Source organism: Rhodoblastus sp. (genome assembly GCF_052145335.1).
In the GTDB taxonomy this organism is placed as follows: Bacteria; Pseudomonadota; Alphaproteobacteria; order Rhizobiales; family Beijerinckiaceae; genus Rhodoblastus.
On sequence record NZ_JBKQOU010000199.1, the window covers coordinates 1 to 16,164 of the forward strand.

Annotated in this window: 13 protein-coding genes and 1 pseudogene; 12 read left to right on the forward strand and 2 right to left on the reverse strand. The window is 62.2% G+C overall.

The window, feature by feature from the left end; genetic code table 11:
* The 5 genes and pseudogenes from groL to ACLP2E_RS12585 form a co-directional block, all read left to right on the forward strand.
* Positions 1 to 1,587, forward strand: a pseudogene (gene groL / locus ACLP2E_RS12565) (chaperonin GroEL); the annotation flags it as partial.
* A gap of 84 nt (positions 1,588 to 1,671) precedes the next feature.
* A complete protein-coding gene (locus ACLP2E_RS12570) occupies positions 1,672 to 2,184 on the forward strand; it encodes a hypothetical protein (RefSeq protein WP_442466129.1) in 513 nt (170 codons plus the stop codon).
* Between the two features lie 35 nt (positions 2,185 to 2,219).
* Complete coding sequence (locus tag ACLP2E_RS12575) at positions 2,220 to 3,167, forward strand: 1-acyl-sn-glycerol-3-phosphate acyltransferase (RefSeq protein WP_442466130.1); 948 nt, start codon at positions 2,220 to 2,222, stop codon at positions 3,165 to 3,167.
* Between the two features lie 58 nt (positions 3,168 to 3,225).
* A complete protein-coding gene (locus ACLP2E_RS12580; RefSeq protein ID WP_442462670.1) occupies positions 3,226 to 3,684 on the forward strand; it encodes a YbhB/YbcL family Raf kinase inhibitor-like protein in 459 nt (152 codons plus the stop codon).
* A gap of 67 nt (positions 3,685 to 3,751) precedes the next feature.
* On the forward strand, positions 3,752 to 4,318 hold the full coding sequence (locus tag ACLP2E_RS12585) for an isochorismatase family protein (protein WP_442466131.1): 567 nt from the start codon (positions 3,752 to 3,754) through the stop codon (positions 4,316 to 4,318).
* 84 nt (positions 4,319 to 4,402) lie between these two features.
* On the opposite strand, the gene ACLP2E_RS12590 is transcribed toward ACLP2E_RS12585, so the two are convergent.
* Entirely contained in the window at positions 4,403 to 6,577 is a 2,175-nt protein-coding gene (locus ACLP2E_RS12590) for a glycoside hydrolase family 3 N-terminal domain-containing protein (protein WP_442466132.1), read from the reverse strand.
* A 118-nt stretch (positions 6,578 to 6,695) separates the two neighbouring features.
* Between ACLP2E_RS12590 and ACLP2E_RS12595 the strand changes: the two genes are divergently transcribed.
* The 7 genes from ACLP2E_RS12595 (at position 6,696) to kdpC (ending at position 15,796) form a co-directional block, all read left to right on the forward strand.
* Positions 6,696 to 8,516 (forward strand): ABC transporter ATP-binding protein/permease, encoded by a 1,821-nt coding sequence (locus tag ACLP2E_RS12595; RefSeq protein WP_442466133.1) that lies wholly within the window; start codon positions 6,696 to 6,698, stop codon positions 8,514 to 8,516.
* Positions 8,517 to 8,704: 188 nt separating this feature from the next.
* Positions 8,705 to 10,204, forward strand: a complete 1,500-nt coding sequence (locus ACLP2E_RS12600; RefSeq protein WP_442466134.1) for a glycoside hydrolase family 15 protein — start codon at positions 8,705 to 8,707, stop codon at positions 10,202 to 10,204.
* A gap of 754 nt (positions 10,205 to 10,958) precedes the next feature.
* Positions 10,959 to 11,132, forward strand: coding sequence for a hypothetical protein (locus ACLP2E_RS12605; protein WP_442466135.1), 174 nt, complete (start codon positions 10,959 to 10,961; stop codon positions 11,130 to 11,132).
* 38 nt (positions 11,133 to 11,170) lie between these two features.
* Positions 11,171 to 11,269: a K(+)-transporting ATPase subunit F gene (gene kdpF, locus ACLP2E_RS12610; RefSeq protein WP_442462664.1), complete on the forward strand. Its 99-nt coding sequence runs from the start codon at positions 11,171 to 11,173 to the stop codon at positions 11,267 to 11,269.
* 42 nt (positions 11,270 to 11,311) lie between these two features.
* Positions 11,312 to 13,042 (forward strand): potassium-transporting ATPase subunit KdpA, encoded by a 1,731-nt coding sequence (gene kdpA / locus ACLP2E_RS12615; protein ID WP_442466136.1) that lies wholly within the window; start codon positions 11,312 to 11,314, stop codon positions 13,040 to 13,042.
* A gap of 39 nt (positions 13,043 to 13,081) precedes the next feature.
* Positions 13,082 to 15,175, forward strand: a complete 2,094-nt coding sequence (gene kdpB, locus ACLP2E_RS12620) for a potassium-transporting ATPase subunit KdpB (RefSeq protein ID WP_442462662.1) — start codon at positions 13,082 to 13,084, stop codon at positions 15,173 to 15,175.
* 12 nt (positions 15,176 to 15,187) lie between these two features.
* Positions 15,188 to 15,796, forward strand: coding sequence for a potassium-transporting ATPase subunit KdpC (kdpC, locus tag ACLP2E_RS12625; RefSeq protein WP_442466137.1), 609 nt, complete (start codon positions 15,188 to 15,190; stop codon positions 15,794 to 15,796).
* A gap of 205 nt (positions 15,797 to 16,001) precedes the next feature.
* Here the strand turns inward: kdpC and ACLP2E_RS12630 are convergent.
* On the reverse strand, positions 16,002 to 16,164 hold a 163-nt coding region (locus ACLP2E_RS12630), incomplete at its 5' end, for an integrase core domain-containing protein (protein ID WP_442466138.1).

A 16,164-nucleotide genomic window follows, 5' to 3' on the forward strand; every position in this document is an offset into this window, starting at 1 on the left:
CTCGCGAAAAGATATTGCGGGGCGCGACGCAGTTAGCCGACGCTGTGCGCGTAACCCTTGGGCCGCGCTCCAAGTCGGTCCTGATCGAAAAAAAGTGGGGCGCTCCAATCGTCTGCAATGACGGCGTCACTATCGCCAAAGAGCTGGATCTCAAGGATCCCGAAGAGAATCTCGGCGCCAGGATGCTGCGTCAGGCAGCGGAGAAAACTGGCGACATGGTGGGCGACGGAACGAGCACTTCCACGGTGTTGGCCCACGCCTTGTTCGCCGACGGCGTCCGCAACGTTGTCGCTGGAGCAAGCGCGGTCGATATCAAGCGCGGCCTTGACCGTGCGACAAGACGTTCGATCGAGGCTCTGCGGAGCTTGTCGCGCCCGGTCAAGACGCGCAAGGAGCAGGCGCAAGTCGCGGCGATTTCCGCGCATAACGATCCCGTGATCGGCGAACTCGTGGCCGACGCCATCGACAAGGTCGGCGGCGACGGCGTGATCACCGTCGAGGAGTCGAAGTCCACGGAAACGACGCTCGAAGTGGTGGAGGGCATGCAGTTCGACCGCGGCTTCCTTTCGCCCTGTTTCATCACCAACCCCGAAAAGACGGAGGCGGCGCTGGAAGACGCGCTGATCCTGATTTCCGAACGCAAGATCAGCAACCTCAAGGATCTTCTGCCGGTGCTCGAAGAGATCGCGAAATCCGGGCGGCCTTGCTGATTGTCGCCGAGGACGTCGAAGGCGACGCGCTCGCGACATTGATCGTCAATCACGTCCGTGGCGGCACGAAGAGCTGCGCCGTCAAGGCGCCGGGTTTCGGTGACCGTCGGAAAGCAATGCTGCAGGACCTTGCGGCGCTGACCGGCGGGCAGGTGATCTCCGAGGATATCGGCTTAAAGCTTGAGAACGTGACAGTCGAGCAGCTGGGAAACGCTAAACGGGTGGTCGTCGACAAGGACAACGCCACCATCATCGGCGGCGGCGGCGATCGCCAGCGGATAAAGGGGCGCATCGATCAGATTCGCCGTGAAATCGAGAAGGCGACCAGCGACTACGATCGGGAGAAGTTGCAGGAGCGCCTGGCGAAACTGGTCGGCGGCGTCGCGGTCATTCGCGTCGGCGCTCCGACGGAGCCGAAATGAAATCGCGGAAGGAAGCGCTCGACGACGCGATTAGCGCCACCAAGGCGGCAGTGGCCGAAGGGATCGTGCCCGGTGGCGGGCTGGCGCTGCTGCGCTGCATAGAGGCGGTCGCCAAGGAAGAGGCTGCATGCGACGGCGACGAGAAAACGGGCGTCTAAATTCTCAAACGGGCCCTCGAAGCGCCGGCGCGTCAGATCGCGGAGAACTCAGCCGCGGATGGCGGCGTTGTCGTCGCGCGAATGATTAGCGGAAAGGAAAACGAAGGTTTCGACGCCGGGAGCAAGAAATATGTCGATCTGATCGAGGCCGGCATTATCGATCCAACCAAGGTCGTTCGCATTTCCTTGGAAAACGCCGCATCGGTGGCTGGAGTCCTCTTGCTGACGGAAGCGATCATGACTGAAGTCCCGGAAGAGAAGGCAGAGCGCGGAGGAGCTGCGGATCTTGCTCTCTAGCCCAGAGCTTCAGCTCGTACGCATTGATGCTGTGATCCTCGATCCAGAGGATCGTTTCAGACCGTTTGTCGGGGGTCATGGGGGGTGGGACGAGCTCCGATCATCGATCGCGTAGACCGGCAGTCCTTGAGCCGGCGCGGCTTTGCGGAGCTTGCAAGAGCAAATGATCCGCAGCCGTTCGAGATCGTCGCCTGTGGTCAACCGCTGCCCGGCCATGAAATCCGCCTCGTCGACGATCTCGGCCTCGAAGTGGGCGAACGACGCGAAGGCCGCCTGGAATTTCGCGGCCCGTCGGCGACCTCCGGCTATTTCGATAACGAGGCGAAAACGCGCGAACTGATCTGCGGCGGTTGGCTGGACAGTGGGGATCGCGCTTACATGGCTGGGGGCGATGTCTATATCACCGGTCGGATCAAGGACCTCATCATCCGCGGAGGCCAGCATATCTATCCGCAGGAGATCGAGGCGGCTATCGCTGGAATTCCAGGCGTCCGCAAAGGCTGCGTGGCGGTATTTGGCGTCGCTGATCCCGCATCGGGGACGGAACGAGTCGTCATACTGGCGGAGACGCGGGAGACTGATCGGCTGCTCGCGTGACGCTGCGGACTCGCATCCAGGAGAAAGCGACAGACATGATTGGCGCGCCCGTCGAGGAGATTGTCCTCGCGCCTGAGCGTACGGCGCCGAAGACATCGAGCGGCAAGATTCGCCGCAGCTCCGCCAAAGAACTCTATAAAGCAGGAAGCTTGGGAGCATCGCAGCGAGCGTTATGGAGGCAGATGCTGCGATTGTCACTTGATGGCCTCGCCCCGCAGATCACGCGGCTGACCGCGTTGCTTCGCGAAACGCTTTACGCTTCGTGGTGGTGGATCGTGGTGGAGTCGAGCTCCCTGCTCGCCTGGTTGGCGGTGATGACGCTGCCGCGCCTTGATTGGCGCTGGAGGGCGGTGCGCTCGATTGCTCGCACCGCGCTCGCTTCTGTCGCTGCTCCGGTCACCATTGTGGGACTGAAGGTGGCGCCGCGAGGGAATGCGATGTTCGTCTTCAATCATTCGAGTTACATGGATGCCGTTGTCCTCGCCGCGGTTCTTCCAGGCGAGCCCGCTTACGTGGCGAAGAGCGAACTCGCGGAGCAATTTTTCGCTGGTCCGTTCTTGCGCCGCCTCGGCGCATTGTTCGTTAATCGCTATGATGTCGGCGGCGTTGCGTTCGATATCGAGGCAATCCTTGCGGCGGCCAGTAGCGGCCGCAACCTAGTGTTTTTTCCAGAGGGCACGTTTACCCGCCGAGCGGGTTTGTCTGACTTCTATCTCGGCGCTTTCAAGGTGGCGGCGATTGCAGGTTTGCCAATCTTCCCGGGAATTCTTCGGGGGACCCGGTCAATGCTGCGCAGCGATCAGTGGTTTCCGCGTTGGACGCCACTTAGCGTTCAGATTGAGAGCGCCATCAAACCTTCGGGAACGGACTTCGCCTCCCTGGCGCAATTGCGCGATGCGGTGCGTGACGTCGTGCTGGCCCATTGCGGCGAGCCCGACCTTGGGCAGCTTGCAAAGCCGGAACCAACCCGAAGCGCCGCCTGACTGTGCGTCATTGGTCGCGCCTGTGTTATATAGGGCCACAGCATAATGGAGGCGATCCATGCAGATCAACTCAAGCGCCTTTTCCGATGGCGACGCCATTCCCAGGCGCTTCACCTGCGACGGCGAAAACCTGTCGCCGCCGCTTCATTGGAGCGGCGCGCCGACGGAAACGCTCAGCTTCGCGCTGCTCTGCGACGACCCAGACGCACCGGCTGGAACCTGGCGCCACTGGGCCGTTTACGACCTTGCCGCCGACAGAACAGATCTCCCGGAGGGAGCTGGGCGGCGCGGCGGCGGAAAAACTTTGCGGCAGGCCGTCAATGATTTCGGCGATGCGGCCTATGGCGGCCCGTGCCCGCCGCGCGGCCACGGGCCGCATCATTACCATTTCCGTCTGCTTGCGCTTTCGACCGATCATCTCGGCGTTGGCCCGGAAGCGTCATGTCGCGACGTCAACCGACAGGCGCGCAAACATTTGATCGCGGAATCCGTTCTGGTCGGCCTTTATCAGCGTTGACGGTCATGGAGGCACGAGGCTTGGCGGTCAGCATGTCCGAGTTCTGGCGTCGGAAAAAGGATGTCTCGTGTACGACAGCGACCATATTTCAAGTGGTGACGCACTACTTATCGTTGATATGCAAAAAGATTTTTGCGCCGGCGGCGCGCTTCCCATCGAGGGGAGCGAAGAGATCGTTCCTCGCGTCAACGCCTTGATCGAGGAGGCGGCTCGCGCCGGCGCTGTGGTTTTCGCCTCACGCGACTGGCATCCGCGAGATCACTTAAGCTTTGTCGAACAGGGCGGTCCATGGCCCAGGCATTGTGTGCAGGGCGCCTCCGGAGCTGATTTTCATTCCACGCTGTGTCTTCCGCCGAACGTCGTCATCGTCAACAAAGGCGATCGGTCCGATTCAGATCAATACTCGGCGTTTGATCGAACAGGCCTGGATGAAGACATGCGAAAGCGCGGCGTCAACCGAGTGTGGCTTTGCGGCCTGGCGCTAGACGTTTGCGTGAGGGCGACGGCGCTCGACTCCGTAGCAGCAGGGTTCCCGACCGTCCTCGTCACCACCGCGACCGCGCCCGTGACCGCCGAAGGGGGCGCCGCGGCGCTGAAGGAACTCGCGCGAGCGGGAGTCCGCAAGGAGGTCTGAGCCGTCGCCGCGCTCCGAAAAACAGAAATTATTGGCCGTCGGCCAAAGAGCGCGTCGAACGCCGGATCTTCAACTTTGGCTGCGTCAGGTCGCGGCGTCGCCGTCCCTCGGGGCCGGTCCAGCCAGCGCGCGCAGGCGCGTCGTCAGCAGCGATTTGCGATCGGCGCTCAGGCCGACGAAAATGTCGAATTCGCCGGGCTCCAGCACAGGCTTGAAATTTTCGTTCAGGCAGCAAAGGGATTCGGCGGGCAAGGCGAGCGCGACCGTTCTCGCCTCGCGCGGCGCCAAAGCGACCTTGGCCCAGCTTTTCAGCTCCAGTAGCGGGCGCGCCGAACTCGCCGCGAGATCATGCGCAAACAGGAAAATCGTTTCTTCCGTGGCGGTTGTCGATTGATTGACCACGTCGATCTTCAGCTCGATGCGATCCCGGCGGAAAAACTCGTTCCGCGCGGCGCGCAGATTTCGCAAGGTCACCCGGGCGTAGGAGAGGCCGTGGCCGAAGGAGAACAGGGGCTCGACCGGGAGGTCGATATATTTGCTGGAAAAGGGCTCGGCCGGGTCGGCGGGCCTGGCGGCTGCCCGCGCCGCGTGAAAAATAGGGATTTGGCCGACCTCGCGCGGCCAGGTGACGGCGAGCCGGCCGGTCGGGTTGAAACGGCCGGTCAGCACATCCGCGACCGCATGTCCCGCCGCGTCGCCCAGGAACCAGGTCGCGACCAAGGCGTGAGCCCGTTCAGCGAGCCATGCGATCATCAGCGGCCGGCCGGACGAGATCACCGCCACGACCGGAACCCCGACGCCTAGAACTGCTTCGGCCAGAGCGCGCTGGCGGCCCGGCAGGCCCGGCGCCGCGCGGCTTGACGCTTCGCCGCTCATGTCCGCCGTTTCGCCGACGCAGAGGATGACGAGTTCCGCTTTTGCGCATAGATCGCTGGCCGCCGCGATCTCACCTTCCTCGTGCCCTTTGGCGCTCACGCCCGCCGCGAAAGTGATTTCGCAATGCGGCAGTGCGGCTCGCAAGCCTTGGAGGATGGTCACGCATCGACTCCCCTCGCCGGCGAGCGACCAGGGGCCGAGCATTTCCGCCGGCGCGTCGGCAAGCGGGCCGATCACGGCGATGCGGCGCAAGTCGGCCGCCAGAGGCAAAACGCCGCGATTGGTCAGCAGCGTGATCGCGCGCCGGGCGACGTCGGCGGCGAGTTCCTTTGCCGGTCGCGCGACTTCCGGTCGCGCGACTTGGGAAGACGCCGAAACATGTCGATAGGGATCGTCGAACAGGCCCAGCCTTCGCTTGAGCGTCAGGACGCGGCGCACGGCGGCGTCTATGTCGTCCAATCCTACCAAACCCCTCGCGAGAGCCTCCGGCAGACAAGCGTGATAGACGCCGCTGACCATATCCATGTCGACGCCGGCCTTCAGCGCCAGCGCCGCAGCCTCGGCGAGGTCGGCGGCCACGCCATGGATCGGCAGTTCGGCGATGGCGTCATAGTCGCTGACGATCATGCCGTCGAACCCCAGCTCCCGCCGGAGACAGTCGCGCAGCAACGGCGCGTTGGAGGTCATCGGGATACCGGCGACGCTGTTGAACGCCGGCATGATCGCAGCGCAGCCGGCTTCGACCGCCGCGCGGAAGGGAGGCAGATAGACTTCCCGCAATGTGCGTTCCGACACGTCCACGGCGCCATATTCGAGCCCCGCAATAGCAGCGCCGCCGGCGCAGAAATGTTTGGCGGTCGCTGCGATCGAAGTCGGCGCCGCCAGATCGCCGCCCTGGAAGCCGCGCACTTTTGCCTCGGCGAAAAGGGCGCCGACCAAAGGGTCTTCGCCCGGCCCCTCGGCGATGCGTCCCCAGCGCGGGTCGCGCGCAATGTCGAGCATCGGCGCGAAGGTCAAGGCTATTCCATCGGCGGCGGCTTCGACCGCCGCCGCGCGCGCCGTGCGCTCCCAGGTCTGGGGGTCAAACAGGCCGGCCTCGGCGAGCGGGATCGGGAAGGTCGTCCTGTGGCCGTGCAGAACGTCGGCGCCGAACAGCAGCGGAATCGCCAGTCTCGTTTCTTCCACCGCGAGTTTCTGGTAGCGCGCCGTCGCCTCGCGGCCCCACAGGTTGAGCAGCGCCCCGACCTTGCCGGCGCGGATGGCCTCCGTCGCCGGGTCGTCCCTGACCGGCCCGGTGACCGCCTGGCCCGCCGTCGCCATATTGAGCTGGCCAAGCTTCTCGTCTAGCGTCATTCTCGCGAGAAGCTTGTCGATCAGGTTCATCGCGGCGCCCGGATCAAGCTGGCCCGATCGGTCGGCTTCCGGCGCGGCGGCGATCGATCTTGCCGATGGAACATGTCGGTGATGTTATAGGCGACGAAAGCAATCCGGTCGAGGATCGATGGTGGAACAGCCAGAAGCCGCCCGTCAGGACGCGACCGACGCCAAAGCTTCGCGCGAAAACCTCGTCGCACTATTGAAGTCGTTGCTGGGCGGCTTTCGTCATTCGCCGGCGCTGGCGAAGCTGCTCTGGCTCGGCTTCGCCCTCGTCGTCGTGGTCGGCGCGACCACCGCCGCGCAGGTCCGGCTCAACGAGTGGACGAAAGCCTTTTACGATTCCCTCGCCGACAAGGACCTTGCGGCGTTCATCTCCCAGCTTCAGGTATTCGCCGCCATCGCCGGGGTTCTGCTCGTTCTCAACGTTGCCCAGATGCGGCTCAACCTGACGGCGAAGATGAAATTGCGGGAGGGGCTGACGCGCGATCTGGTCGGCGAATGGTTCACCTCCAAGCGCGCCTTTCTCATCGCCGGCGCCGGCAGGATCGGCGTCAATCCGGACCAGCGCATTGACGAGGACGCCCGTCGCCTGACGGAGCTTTCGACCGATCTGGGCGTCGGCCTGCTGCAGGCGATGCTGCTGCTGGTCTGTTTCGTCGGCGTGCTTTGGGTTCTGTCGGCCGGGGTGGTGTTCACCGTCCAGGGCCACAGTTTTTCCATTCCCGGCTACATGGTCTGGTGCGCGCTGCTGCTGGCGGGCGGCGCCTCGCTGGCGAGCTGGCGCGCCGCCCGGCGGCTCGTTCCCCTCAACGCCGAACGCTACGCCCGCGAGTCCAATCTTCGCTTCGCCCTGGTTCACGCCAACGAGCACAACGAAGGCATCTCCGTCTATCGCGGCGAGGAGGGCGAAAGAAATCGCCTGAACCGCGAACTCCAGCGCCTTCTCCTGATCCTGCGCGGGATCGTCCTGGTCACCACCGGCCTGACCTGGATCACCGCCGGTTACGGCTGGTTCATGCTGGTGGCGCCGGTGATCGTGGCGGCGCCCGCCTATTTTGCCGGGAACCTGTCGTTTGGCGGCATGCTGATGGCGGTCGGGGCCTTCGACCAGGTGCAGCAATCCTTGCGGTGGTTCGTCGACAATGTCGGCAATATCGCCGACTGGCGCGCCACGCTGTTCCGGGTCGGCGCCTTTCGCCTGGCGCTACAGGAAATGGACCAGCTCGGCCGGAATGCGAGCCGCATCGAACGCGTCGCAAGCGCCGACGGCAATCTGCATTTCGACGATCTCGGGGTTATTTCGCCGTCCGGCTGCGCCGTGCTCGACGAGAAGCGGGTGAAGATCGAGCCGGGCGAGCATGTGCTGATCCTCGGCGCGCCCGGCGTCGGCAAGACCAGCCTGTTTCGCGCCTTGGCCGGCCTGTGGCCTTGGGGAAGAGGCCGGGTCGGCCTGCCCGAGGCCGACGGAATCCTGTTCATGCCGAAGCGGCCCTATCTTCCGGAGGGGAGTTTGCGCGAGGTCCTCGCCTATCCGGAGTCGCCGAAAAAATTCCAGACCGGGGCCTTTGTCGCGGCGCTTTCGCGCTTCGGGCTGGCTCATCTGGCGCCAGCGCTCGACCATGTCGCGCGCTGGGACAGGGATCTGACAGGCCCAGAACAGCAGGCGCTCGCCTTCGCCCGTCTGCTGCTGCATCAGCCGCGCTGGGTTTTCGTCGATGAGGCGATCGACGCGCTAACGCCGCAGGCGCGACAGGCCGTGTTCGATATTTTTCGGCATGAACTGGCGGCGGCCGCGCTGGTCTGCATTTCCGGTTCGCAGGCCGAAGAGACATTTTTCACCCGTATTCTGCGCCTGTCGCGGGAACCCCAAGGCGAATGCCTGGTAGTTCCTTCGGCGCGCATTTCCGAACTGGCCGATGGAAGTCCCAGCCGGCCCGCGCCTTAGCCGCAAGGCCCGTCCTTTGGCGGAACGGCCGAAGGTAGATCCGCCAAGACCGATTCTCGCGCCGGGAGGCGCTTTCGCCAGTAGCCACGCCAGCGAGAAGCAAGTTCACGCGATATCGGTCAGACGAGGGCGACCAGACAGGCTTGCGCCGGCTCGGCTTTCACAGTCCGCATTTGATGAGGCCCGACATGCAAAATCCGCTGGAAGACTGGATGGAGCGGCAGGTTCGCTTCAGCGCGACCGCCATGCTCCGCGCCATTTCGGCGACGGAACTGGTCAGGCATCGACCAGCATTCGGTCAGGCGATCCGGCCCGCGCCCGGCTCCGTGCTGGCCTCGCCCGAACTCGGCCTGGACGATCCCAATCCGGATTATTTCTTCCACTGGCTGCGCGATTCCTCTCTCGTCATCGACGCCCTGCGCGTCTCGATCGAAGACGGGATGCTGGGAACGGAGGCGCTGGAATATTTCAATGATTTCGTCGAGTTCAGCCTGTCGCTCAACCGGCTCGACGGTCCCGCTTTGCTGCGTCTCGGCGATTTCCGGCAAAAAATCGACCCCGAGCTGCGGAAATACTTGCGCAACAGCGAAGATCTCAACACGATTGTCGGTGATCTGGTCCTCGGCGAGGTGCGTTTCGCGCCAGACGGGACGCTCGACATTTTTCGCTGGGCGCGCCCGCAGAACGACGGTCCGGCTTTGCGCGCGTTGACGCTCCTGCGCTTCTGGCGTCTCGAACAATGGCGACCTCTCACGCGCGCGGAATCGATGAGGGCGCTGCTCGAAGCCGATCTGGCCTTCACCTGCGCGCATTGGCGGGAGCCTTGCTACGATCTTTGGGAGGAACAGCTCGGCCGGCATTATCATACGCGGCTTGTGCAACACGCCGCGCTGAAAGAGGGCGCGGAATGGTCAGAGGCGATCGGCGAGGCGGGGAGGGCGCAAGTTTGGCGCGAGGCGGCGCGCGAGATCGCCTCGAGCCTCGAAGAGCATTTCGACGCGCTGTCCGGCGCTTATCTCACCCCCGCCGCCGTTGACCCGAACAGTCCGCACGATCCCTTCGTCATGCGGCTCGACATAGCCGTAATTCTCGGTGTGATTCACGCCGACGCAAGCGGCGGCGCGCATAGCGTCCTCGATCCGAGGGTCCTCTCGACCATGGTGGCGCTCGAAGAGCTTTTCGCCATGGACTATCCGATCAACCGGAAGCGGGCGGCGGATTGCGCGCCGGCGATGGGGCGCTATCCCAACGACCAATATTTCACTGGCGGCGCCTATTATTTTTCGACGCTCGGCGCGGCGCAATTTTATTATCGTTTCGCGCGGGCCGTCGCGGCTGGCGCAACGCTGCCGCTCTCGCCGGAGAACAGGGGAATTCTGGCTCCCCTGCTCACAAAGCCGCACGAGCCGCTAGGTGGCGCGTCGCTCGATCCGCAGCATCGCGCAGGACTGTTCAAGGCCTTGATCGATCGTGGCGACATGTTCATGGCCATGGTGCGGGTCCATGCGCCGGATTCGGGAGAACTGGCCGAACAATTCTCCCAGTTTGACGGGGCGCCGGCTTCGGCCAGGAACCTGGCCTGGAGCTATGCGGGTTTCATCACCGCCGTCGCAAGCCGAAAGTCGGCCGTTCGCCAGGAAGCGGTTTCGGTCTTGCCGCGCGCCGGACGGGGCAAGCAGTTCGAATGACCTGCGCGCACGGCGAGATGAATGCGACGCTGCTTCCCGAAACGGGAGGATCGCGTCGGATTCCGCGAGGAAATGGAATGTCCGCTAACCGCCGAAGACGCGGGTTCGTTCAGCCAATGCGGAACTTCCGGGTGTGGCGGCGCCGAACAGACGGTCACGGTTTGATAGCGACCGTCTCAAGTTGACCCTGGCTGTGCAAAAACGCGATTTCGTCGAAACGCCGGAGGATATCTTTCTCGCCTCGCCCCGACGATGAGAACAAAATTTCAAACTCTTCACGAAATAAGAAACAGTTTCGAATAATTTTCTACGCGCTCCGGCCCGCTCGACGTTTTCACACAACCAAGACCCGTTGCAGACCTTCGCGGGCCGTTGGTCGGCGGTCTCAGGACGGCATGAAGCCGTCGTTTGATGTAGGTTTTACGCGCGTCGAAGTTATTTTCCTTATTTCTGGGCGAATTAAAGTCTGGGCAAAGGGCTGTTTTGGGGGCGGAGTCGACAGGGCGATCGATGTCCTGGTCGATTCGGGAATTGAATATGAATCAGTAGGTTTGCGGAGTCGCGGCGAAGCCGATCAGGTTCAAAATTCAGAAAAGATTCACTGGCGATCCGCGCATCCCGCGTCGTCGCCGCCGCTCAAGTTGACATATCCTTCGTTTACGTTGGCGCCTCCAACTCGATATTCATCCTTTACGCGACTTCGGGTAATGTCGCATCGCCGCCGTTCGGCGACAGCAATTCCCAAGGAAGCCGCATGGCCGCCGCTTTCATGTTTCTCGCGCTGATTGTGCTCTACGTCCTGATGTTTGGCGTGGTCAAATTCTGCGAAAATCTCATCGCCAAGCCGCATCTTGCCTCGCTGGACCAGAATCCTCCCTTAGAAGACGGCCCGGCCACGACACCGAAAGACAGCGCCCGCTCTCGCTAAGACCACCGCGACGGGTTCGCCTCGCCGCCGAGAGCGTCATGGAGTTGCCGATGATCGCGCTTGATATTCTCGTGCTGCTGGTCGTGCTTTTGATCATTTACCTGTTCTATGCCGTGATTAACCCAGACAAATTCTGACGGTTGCACGACAAGTTCTCAGGCTCCGAAGGAAGAACTCAAATGTCCGCCCCGGGTTGGCTACAGATCGGCTTCACTCTACTGGCGATCTTTTTGCTCAGCATCCCGGCGGGCCGCTACATGGCTCGGGTTGTCATGGGACAGCGGACGCCTTTCGACCGCTTCTTCGATCCGATCGACAATGCGATTTATTTCCTGATTGGCCGCAATGTGGTCAGCCAGGCGATGAACTGGAAAGTCTATACTTTACATATGCTCGCCACCAATATGGCGATGACGCTGATCATTTTCGCGATTTTCCTGTTTCAGGATCATCTGCCGCTCAACCCTTTGGGATTTCATGGGATGGAGGCCTTTCAAGCCTTCAATGAGGCGATCAGCTTCATCACCAACACCAATTGGCAGAGTTATAGCGGCGAGACGACGCTCTCCAATTTCAGCCAGATGGGCGCCATTACATTCCCGATGTTCACCTCTTCCGCGACAGGATTCGTTGTGGCCATGGCCTGGATTCGCGCCTTCACGGTGACCGATGGCGGCGCCGATCTTGGCAATTTCTATCGCGACTTTATCCGCTTCATTACCCGCGTTCTCATTCCCGTATGTTTCATCGTGGCGTTGGTGTTTATCGAGCAAGGCTCGGTGCAAACGCTGGACGCCAGCGTGACCGCCCACACTTTGCAGGGCGCGGATCAGACGATCATCGTGGGCCCCGTCGCCTCGCAAGGCGCCATTGAACTCTTCGGCACCAACGGCGGCGGCTTTTACAACGTCAACGCCGCGCATCCCTTCCAGAATCCCACGCCGCTCACCAACATCATCCTGATGGTCCTGATGGCGGTATTGCCGGCTGGCATCGTCGTGTCTTTCGGAGAAATGATTGGCAACCGGCGGCAGGCCGGGGTGCTCTACGGCATTATGGGCGCGTTGGTGGTTCTGTTCCTGCTGGTCTGCGTCATTCCAGAGCAGAGCGGGACGCCGATCCTGTCGCACGCCGGCCTCGAAAGCGCGGCGAGCAGCGGACAGCCTGGCGGCAACATGGAGGGCAAGGAGGTTCGCTTCGGCATTTCCGGCAGCGCCCTGTTTGCGGATATTACCACGGCCTTCACGACCGGCGCGGTCAACTCGGCGCATGACAGCTATACGCCCCTTCCCGGCATCACGATGTTGGGCCAGATGATGCTGCAATGCGTGTTCGGCGGCAAAGGGGTCGGCTTTCTCAACGCGCTGGTTTTCGGCTTGATCGCCGTATTCGTGGCGGGGCTGATGGTCGGGCGCACCCCCGAGTTTTTGGGCAAGAGGATCGAGAAGCAGGAAATCATCCTGGTTTCGCTCACCCTTCTCATTCATCCGCTGGTCATTCTCTCGCCGACCGCCTGGTCGATGATCGCGCCCTACGCCTTGTCCTCGCTCGGAAATAATGGCGTCCACGGTTTTTCGGAGGTCCTCTATGCCTTTGCTTCCGGGGCGGCGGACAATGGCTCCGCCTTTGCCGGCCTCAACTCCAATACGGCCTGGTTCAACCTGGCGCTTGGCGTCGTCATCTTCATCGGCCGCTATCCGCCGATCATTTTCCTGATGGGAGTCGCTGGCTCCGTCGCGCAAAAACCGACCACGCCGCCGACGACGAGCACGTTGCGAACCGACACTTTGCGGTTCGGCGTCTTCTGGCTCGCGACCATCCTGATCGTGGGCGCGCTCACCTTTTTTCCCGCCCTCGTGCTCGGACCGATCGCCGAGTTCTTTGCGATGAAAGCCGGGCTCACCTTCTAGCCAAGAGGCTCGATCGACGGTCGTTGCGGGAGAAATTTGATGGCGGCAAAACAAGAAAAAGCTGCGAAGCTTACTCCGCTAGGCGCGAAATTTCGCGGCGTGCAACCGCAAAGCGCCTACACTACCGATCTGTTCTGGCAGGCATTCAAGGAATCGATCCGTAAATTCGACCCTCGCGCGGAAATTCGCAACCCGGTGATGTTCGTCGTGTGGCTAGGGTCGCTGGTGACCCTGGCGCTGACAATCGAGCCGGATCTTTTCGGCCCCTCCAGCGCGTCGCGCATCTATAACGGCGCCGTCACGATCATTCTCGTCCTGACAGTCTGGTTCGCCAATTATGCCGAGGCGCTCGCCGAAGGCCGCGGCAAGGCGAAGGCGGTCGCGTTGCGGCGAACCCGATCGGAACTGGTCGGAATCCGCATGACTGAGGACGGAGGTCAGGAGACCGTTCCGGCAAGGAACCTGCGCAAGGGGGACATCGTCCGGGTCGAAAAGGACCAACTCATGCCCGCCGACGGCGAAGTCATCTCGGGCGCCGCCTTCGTCAACGAATCCGCCATCACGGGTGAATCCGCGCCCGTGCTCAAGGAGGCGGGAACCGACATGTTCTCCTCCGTCGTCGCGGGAACGTCCGTCATCTCCGATTGGCTGCTCATTCGCGTCACCAACAATCCCGGCGACACGTTCCTCGACCGGATGATTCACCTTGTCGAAGGCGCCAGGCGGCAGAAAACGCCGAACGAGGTCGCGCTGACGGTGCTTCTGTCCATCCTGACGCTGATCTTCGTCATCGTCGTCGCGACAATGGGGCCTGTGGCGACCTATCTGCAAGCGCGGATCAATGTCGCCGATCTCGTAGCGCTGCTCGTCGCGCTGATACCCACGACGATTGGCGCGCTGCTCTCGGCGATTGGCATTGCAGCTATCGACCGCACAATGCGGTTCAATGTTCTGGCGATGTCGGGCAAGGCTGTCGAAGCGGCTGGCGACGTCCAGACGTTGATCCTCGACAAAACAGGAACGATCACCACAGGCGACCGCGAAGCGAATGATTTTCTGGCTGTTGCGGGTTGTCGACAGAAAGACATTATCCAGGCCGCCTATCTCGCGTCGTTTTTCGACACCACGCCGGAGGGTCGATCCGTCGTCTCTTGCAGCATTGCGCGCGGCGCAGAGCCTATGTCCGGGCTGGAACGGGCGAAGGGACTGGATTTTTCGGCGCAGACCCGCATGAGCGGCGTCGATCTCCCCGATGGGCGCGTCATTCGCAAAGGCGCGGTGAGCGCGGTCGTCCAACACGTCGCCGATCGGTTCCGGGGTTCGCCGCCGGCCGACCTTCAGGCGATCGCCGACGGCGTCTCGCAAAATGGCGCGACGCCGCTCGCCGTCAGCGTCGACGGCGATATTTTGGGCATAGTCGAGCTGGCCGACACGCTGAAGCCGGGCATACGCGAGCGCATCGCTCAGTTACGCAAGATGGCGATTCGCACGATCATGGTCACCGGCGACAATCCAGTGACTGCATTGGCCATCGCGACCGAAGCCGGCGTCGACGAGTTTGTCGCCGAAGTGAACCCGGAAGAGAAGCTGAACCTCGTCCGCCGCGAGCAAAGCGAAGGGCGGATGGTCGCAATGACCGGCGACGGCACCAATGACGCGCCTGCGCTGGCGCAGGCGGACGTCGGCCTCGCCATGCATTCGGGAACGAGTGCGGCCAAGGAGGCGGCAAATCTTGTCGATCTCGATTCCGATCCGACCAAGCTCACCGACCTCGTCGCAATTGGCAGGCAGATGTTGATCACACGCGGCGCGCTGACGACGTTCTCAATCGCCAACGACGTAGCAAAATATTTCGCGATCATCCCCGCAATGTTCATCGTCGCGCTGCCGGGTTTGGTGGCGCTGAACGTCATGGGGCTTGCGAGCCCGCGCAGCGCGGTTTTGTCGGCGCTCATCTTCAACGCTCTGATTATCCCGCTGCTAATTCCGCTCGCGTTGCGCGGCGTCCAATTTCGCGTCGAAACGGCGGAAAATCTGTTTTCCCGCAATCTGTGGATTTACGGAGTGGGGGGCCTGATCGCTCCCTTCATCGGCATCAAGCTGATCGATCTGGTGATCGCGCCGTTGATCTGAAAGGCAATCGTTATGCTTGACTATGTGAACGGCGCCCTGCGCGTTTCGCTGGTGACCTTAGCCATTTGCGGCTTCGCCTATCCCTTCTCCGTCACTGGCGTCGGTCAACTCCTGATGCCCGACCGGGCCAATGGCAGCCTCGAAAGAAGCGGCGACGGCGAGATCATCGGCTCCCGGCTGATCGGCCAGCAATGGAGCGATCCGCAATGGTTCCATGGGCGTCCGTCGGCGACGATGGATCTGAGCGATTCCAATAAACCGGAGCCCTACAACGCCGCCAACACCTCCGCCTCCAATCTTGGACCGGCCAGCAAGGCGCTTGAGGACCGCTTGATCGGCCACCGCAAGGCGCTCGAGGAGGCGCAGCCGGAACTGGCTGGCAAAACCTTGCCTGCGGACGTTCTGACGGCATCGGCCTCGGGCCTCGATCCCGACATCAGTCCGGCAAATGCGTCCCTTCAGGCGGAACGTGTCGCCAAAGCGCGTGGGTTGAAGCGGGAGCAGGTTGCGGCATTCGTTGATCAGCACATTACGCCCCGCAGCCTCTGGATTTTCGGCGAACCGCGGGTCAACGTGCTGGCGCTCAACTACGCATTGGAGCAAGCCTTTCCCTTGAAATAGGCATCGTGATGGATGGAGCTAATATTTGGCAGGAAGCCGAAGTAACCTATTTTGCAGTAAAAGTTGGTTGTGGGTTCTGTACGTTTGTCTCTGCGAAACGGTATGGAGAATTTACTTTGATCGGCGCTAGGAAGGCGGCTCAATAGACCGGGCCTGGTTCAGGAGGTCGCCGTGTTTGATTATGTTTTTCACGCCATGGCTGCCGCTAGCTGTGGAGCCTCAACAGGTTGTCCCCGGTTAGACCGAGGCGACTGATGGGCGTTTGGTATTTTATGCCGCCGTGTGGACGATGCCAGTTGTATCTGTGCATCCAGTGCGGCAGCTCCGCAGCGCGCGGATCGGATGATGGATAGGCCATCGCATAAGCC

Coding starts and splice junctions, on each gene's coding strand:
- ACLP2E_RS12575 (WP_442466130.1), top strand. CDS start 2,220: ATGATTGGCGCGCCCGTCGAGGAGATTGTCCTCGCGCCTGAGCGTACG.
- ACLP2E_RS12580 (WP_442462670.1), top strand. CDS start 3,226: ATGCAGATCAACTCAAGCGCCTTTTCCGATGGCGACGCCATTCCCAGG.
- kdpC (WP_442466137.1), top strand. CDS start 15,188: ATGCTTGACTATGTGAACGGCGCCCTGCGCGTTTCGCTGGTGACCTTA.
- ACLP2E_RS12590 (WP_442466132.1), bottom strand. CDS start 6,577: ATGAACCTGATCGACAAGCTTCTCGCGAGAATGACGCTAGACGAGAAG.
- ACLP2E_RS12605 (WP_442466135.1), top strand. CDS start 10,959: ATGGCCGCCGCTTTCATGTTTCTCGCGCTGATTGTGCTCTACGTCCTG.
- kdpF (WP_442462664.1), top strand. CDS start 11,171: ATGGAGTTGCCGATGATCGCGCTTGATATTCTCGTGCTGCTGGTCGTG.
- kdpA (WP_442466136.1), top strand. CDS start 11,312: ATGTCCGCCCCGGGTTGGCTACAGATCGGCTTCACTCTACTGGCGATC.
- ACLP2E_RS12600 (WP_442466134.1), top strand. CDS start 8,705: ATGCAAAATCCGCTGGAAGACTGGATGGAGCGGCAGGTTCGCTTCAGC.
- kdpB (WP_442462662.1), top strand. CDS start 13,082: ATGGCGGCAAAACAAGAAAAAGCTGCGAAGCTTACTCCGCTAGGCGCG.
- ACLP2E_RS12595 (WP_442466133.1), top strand. CDS start 6,696: ATGGTGGAACAGCCAGAAGCCGCCCGTCAGGACGCGACCGACGCCAAA.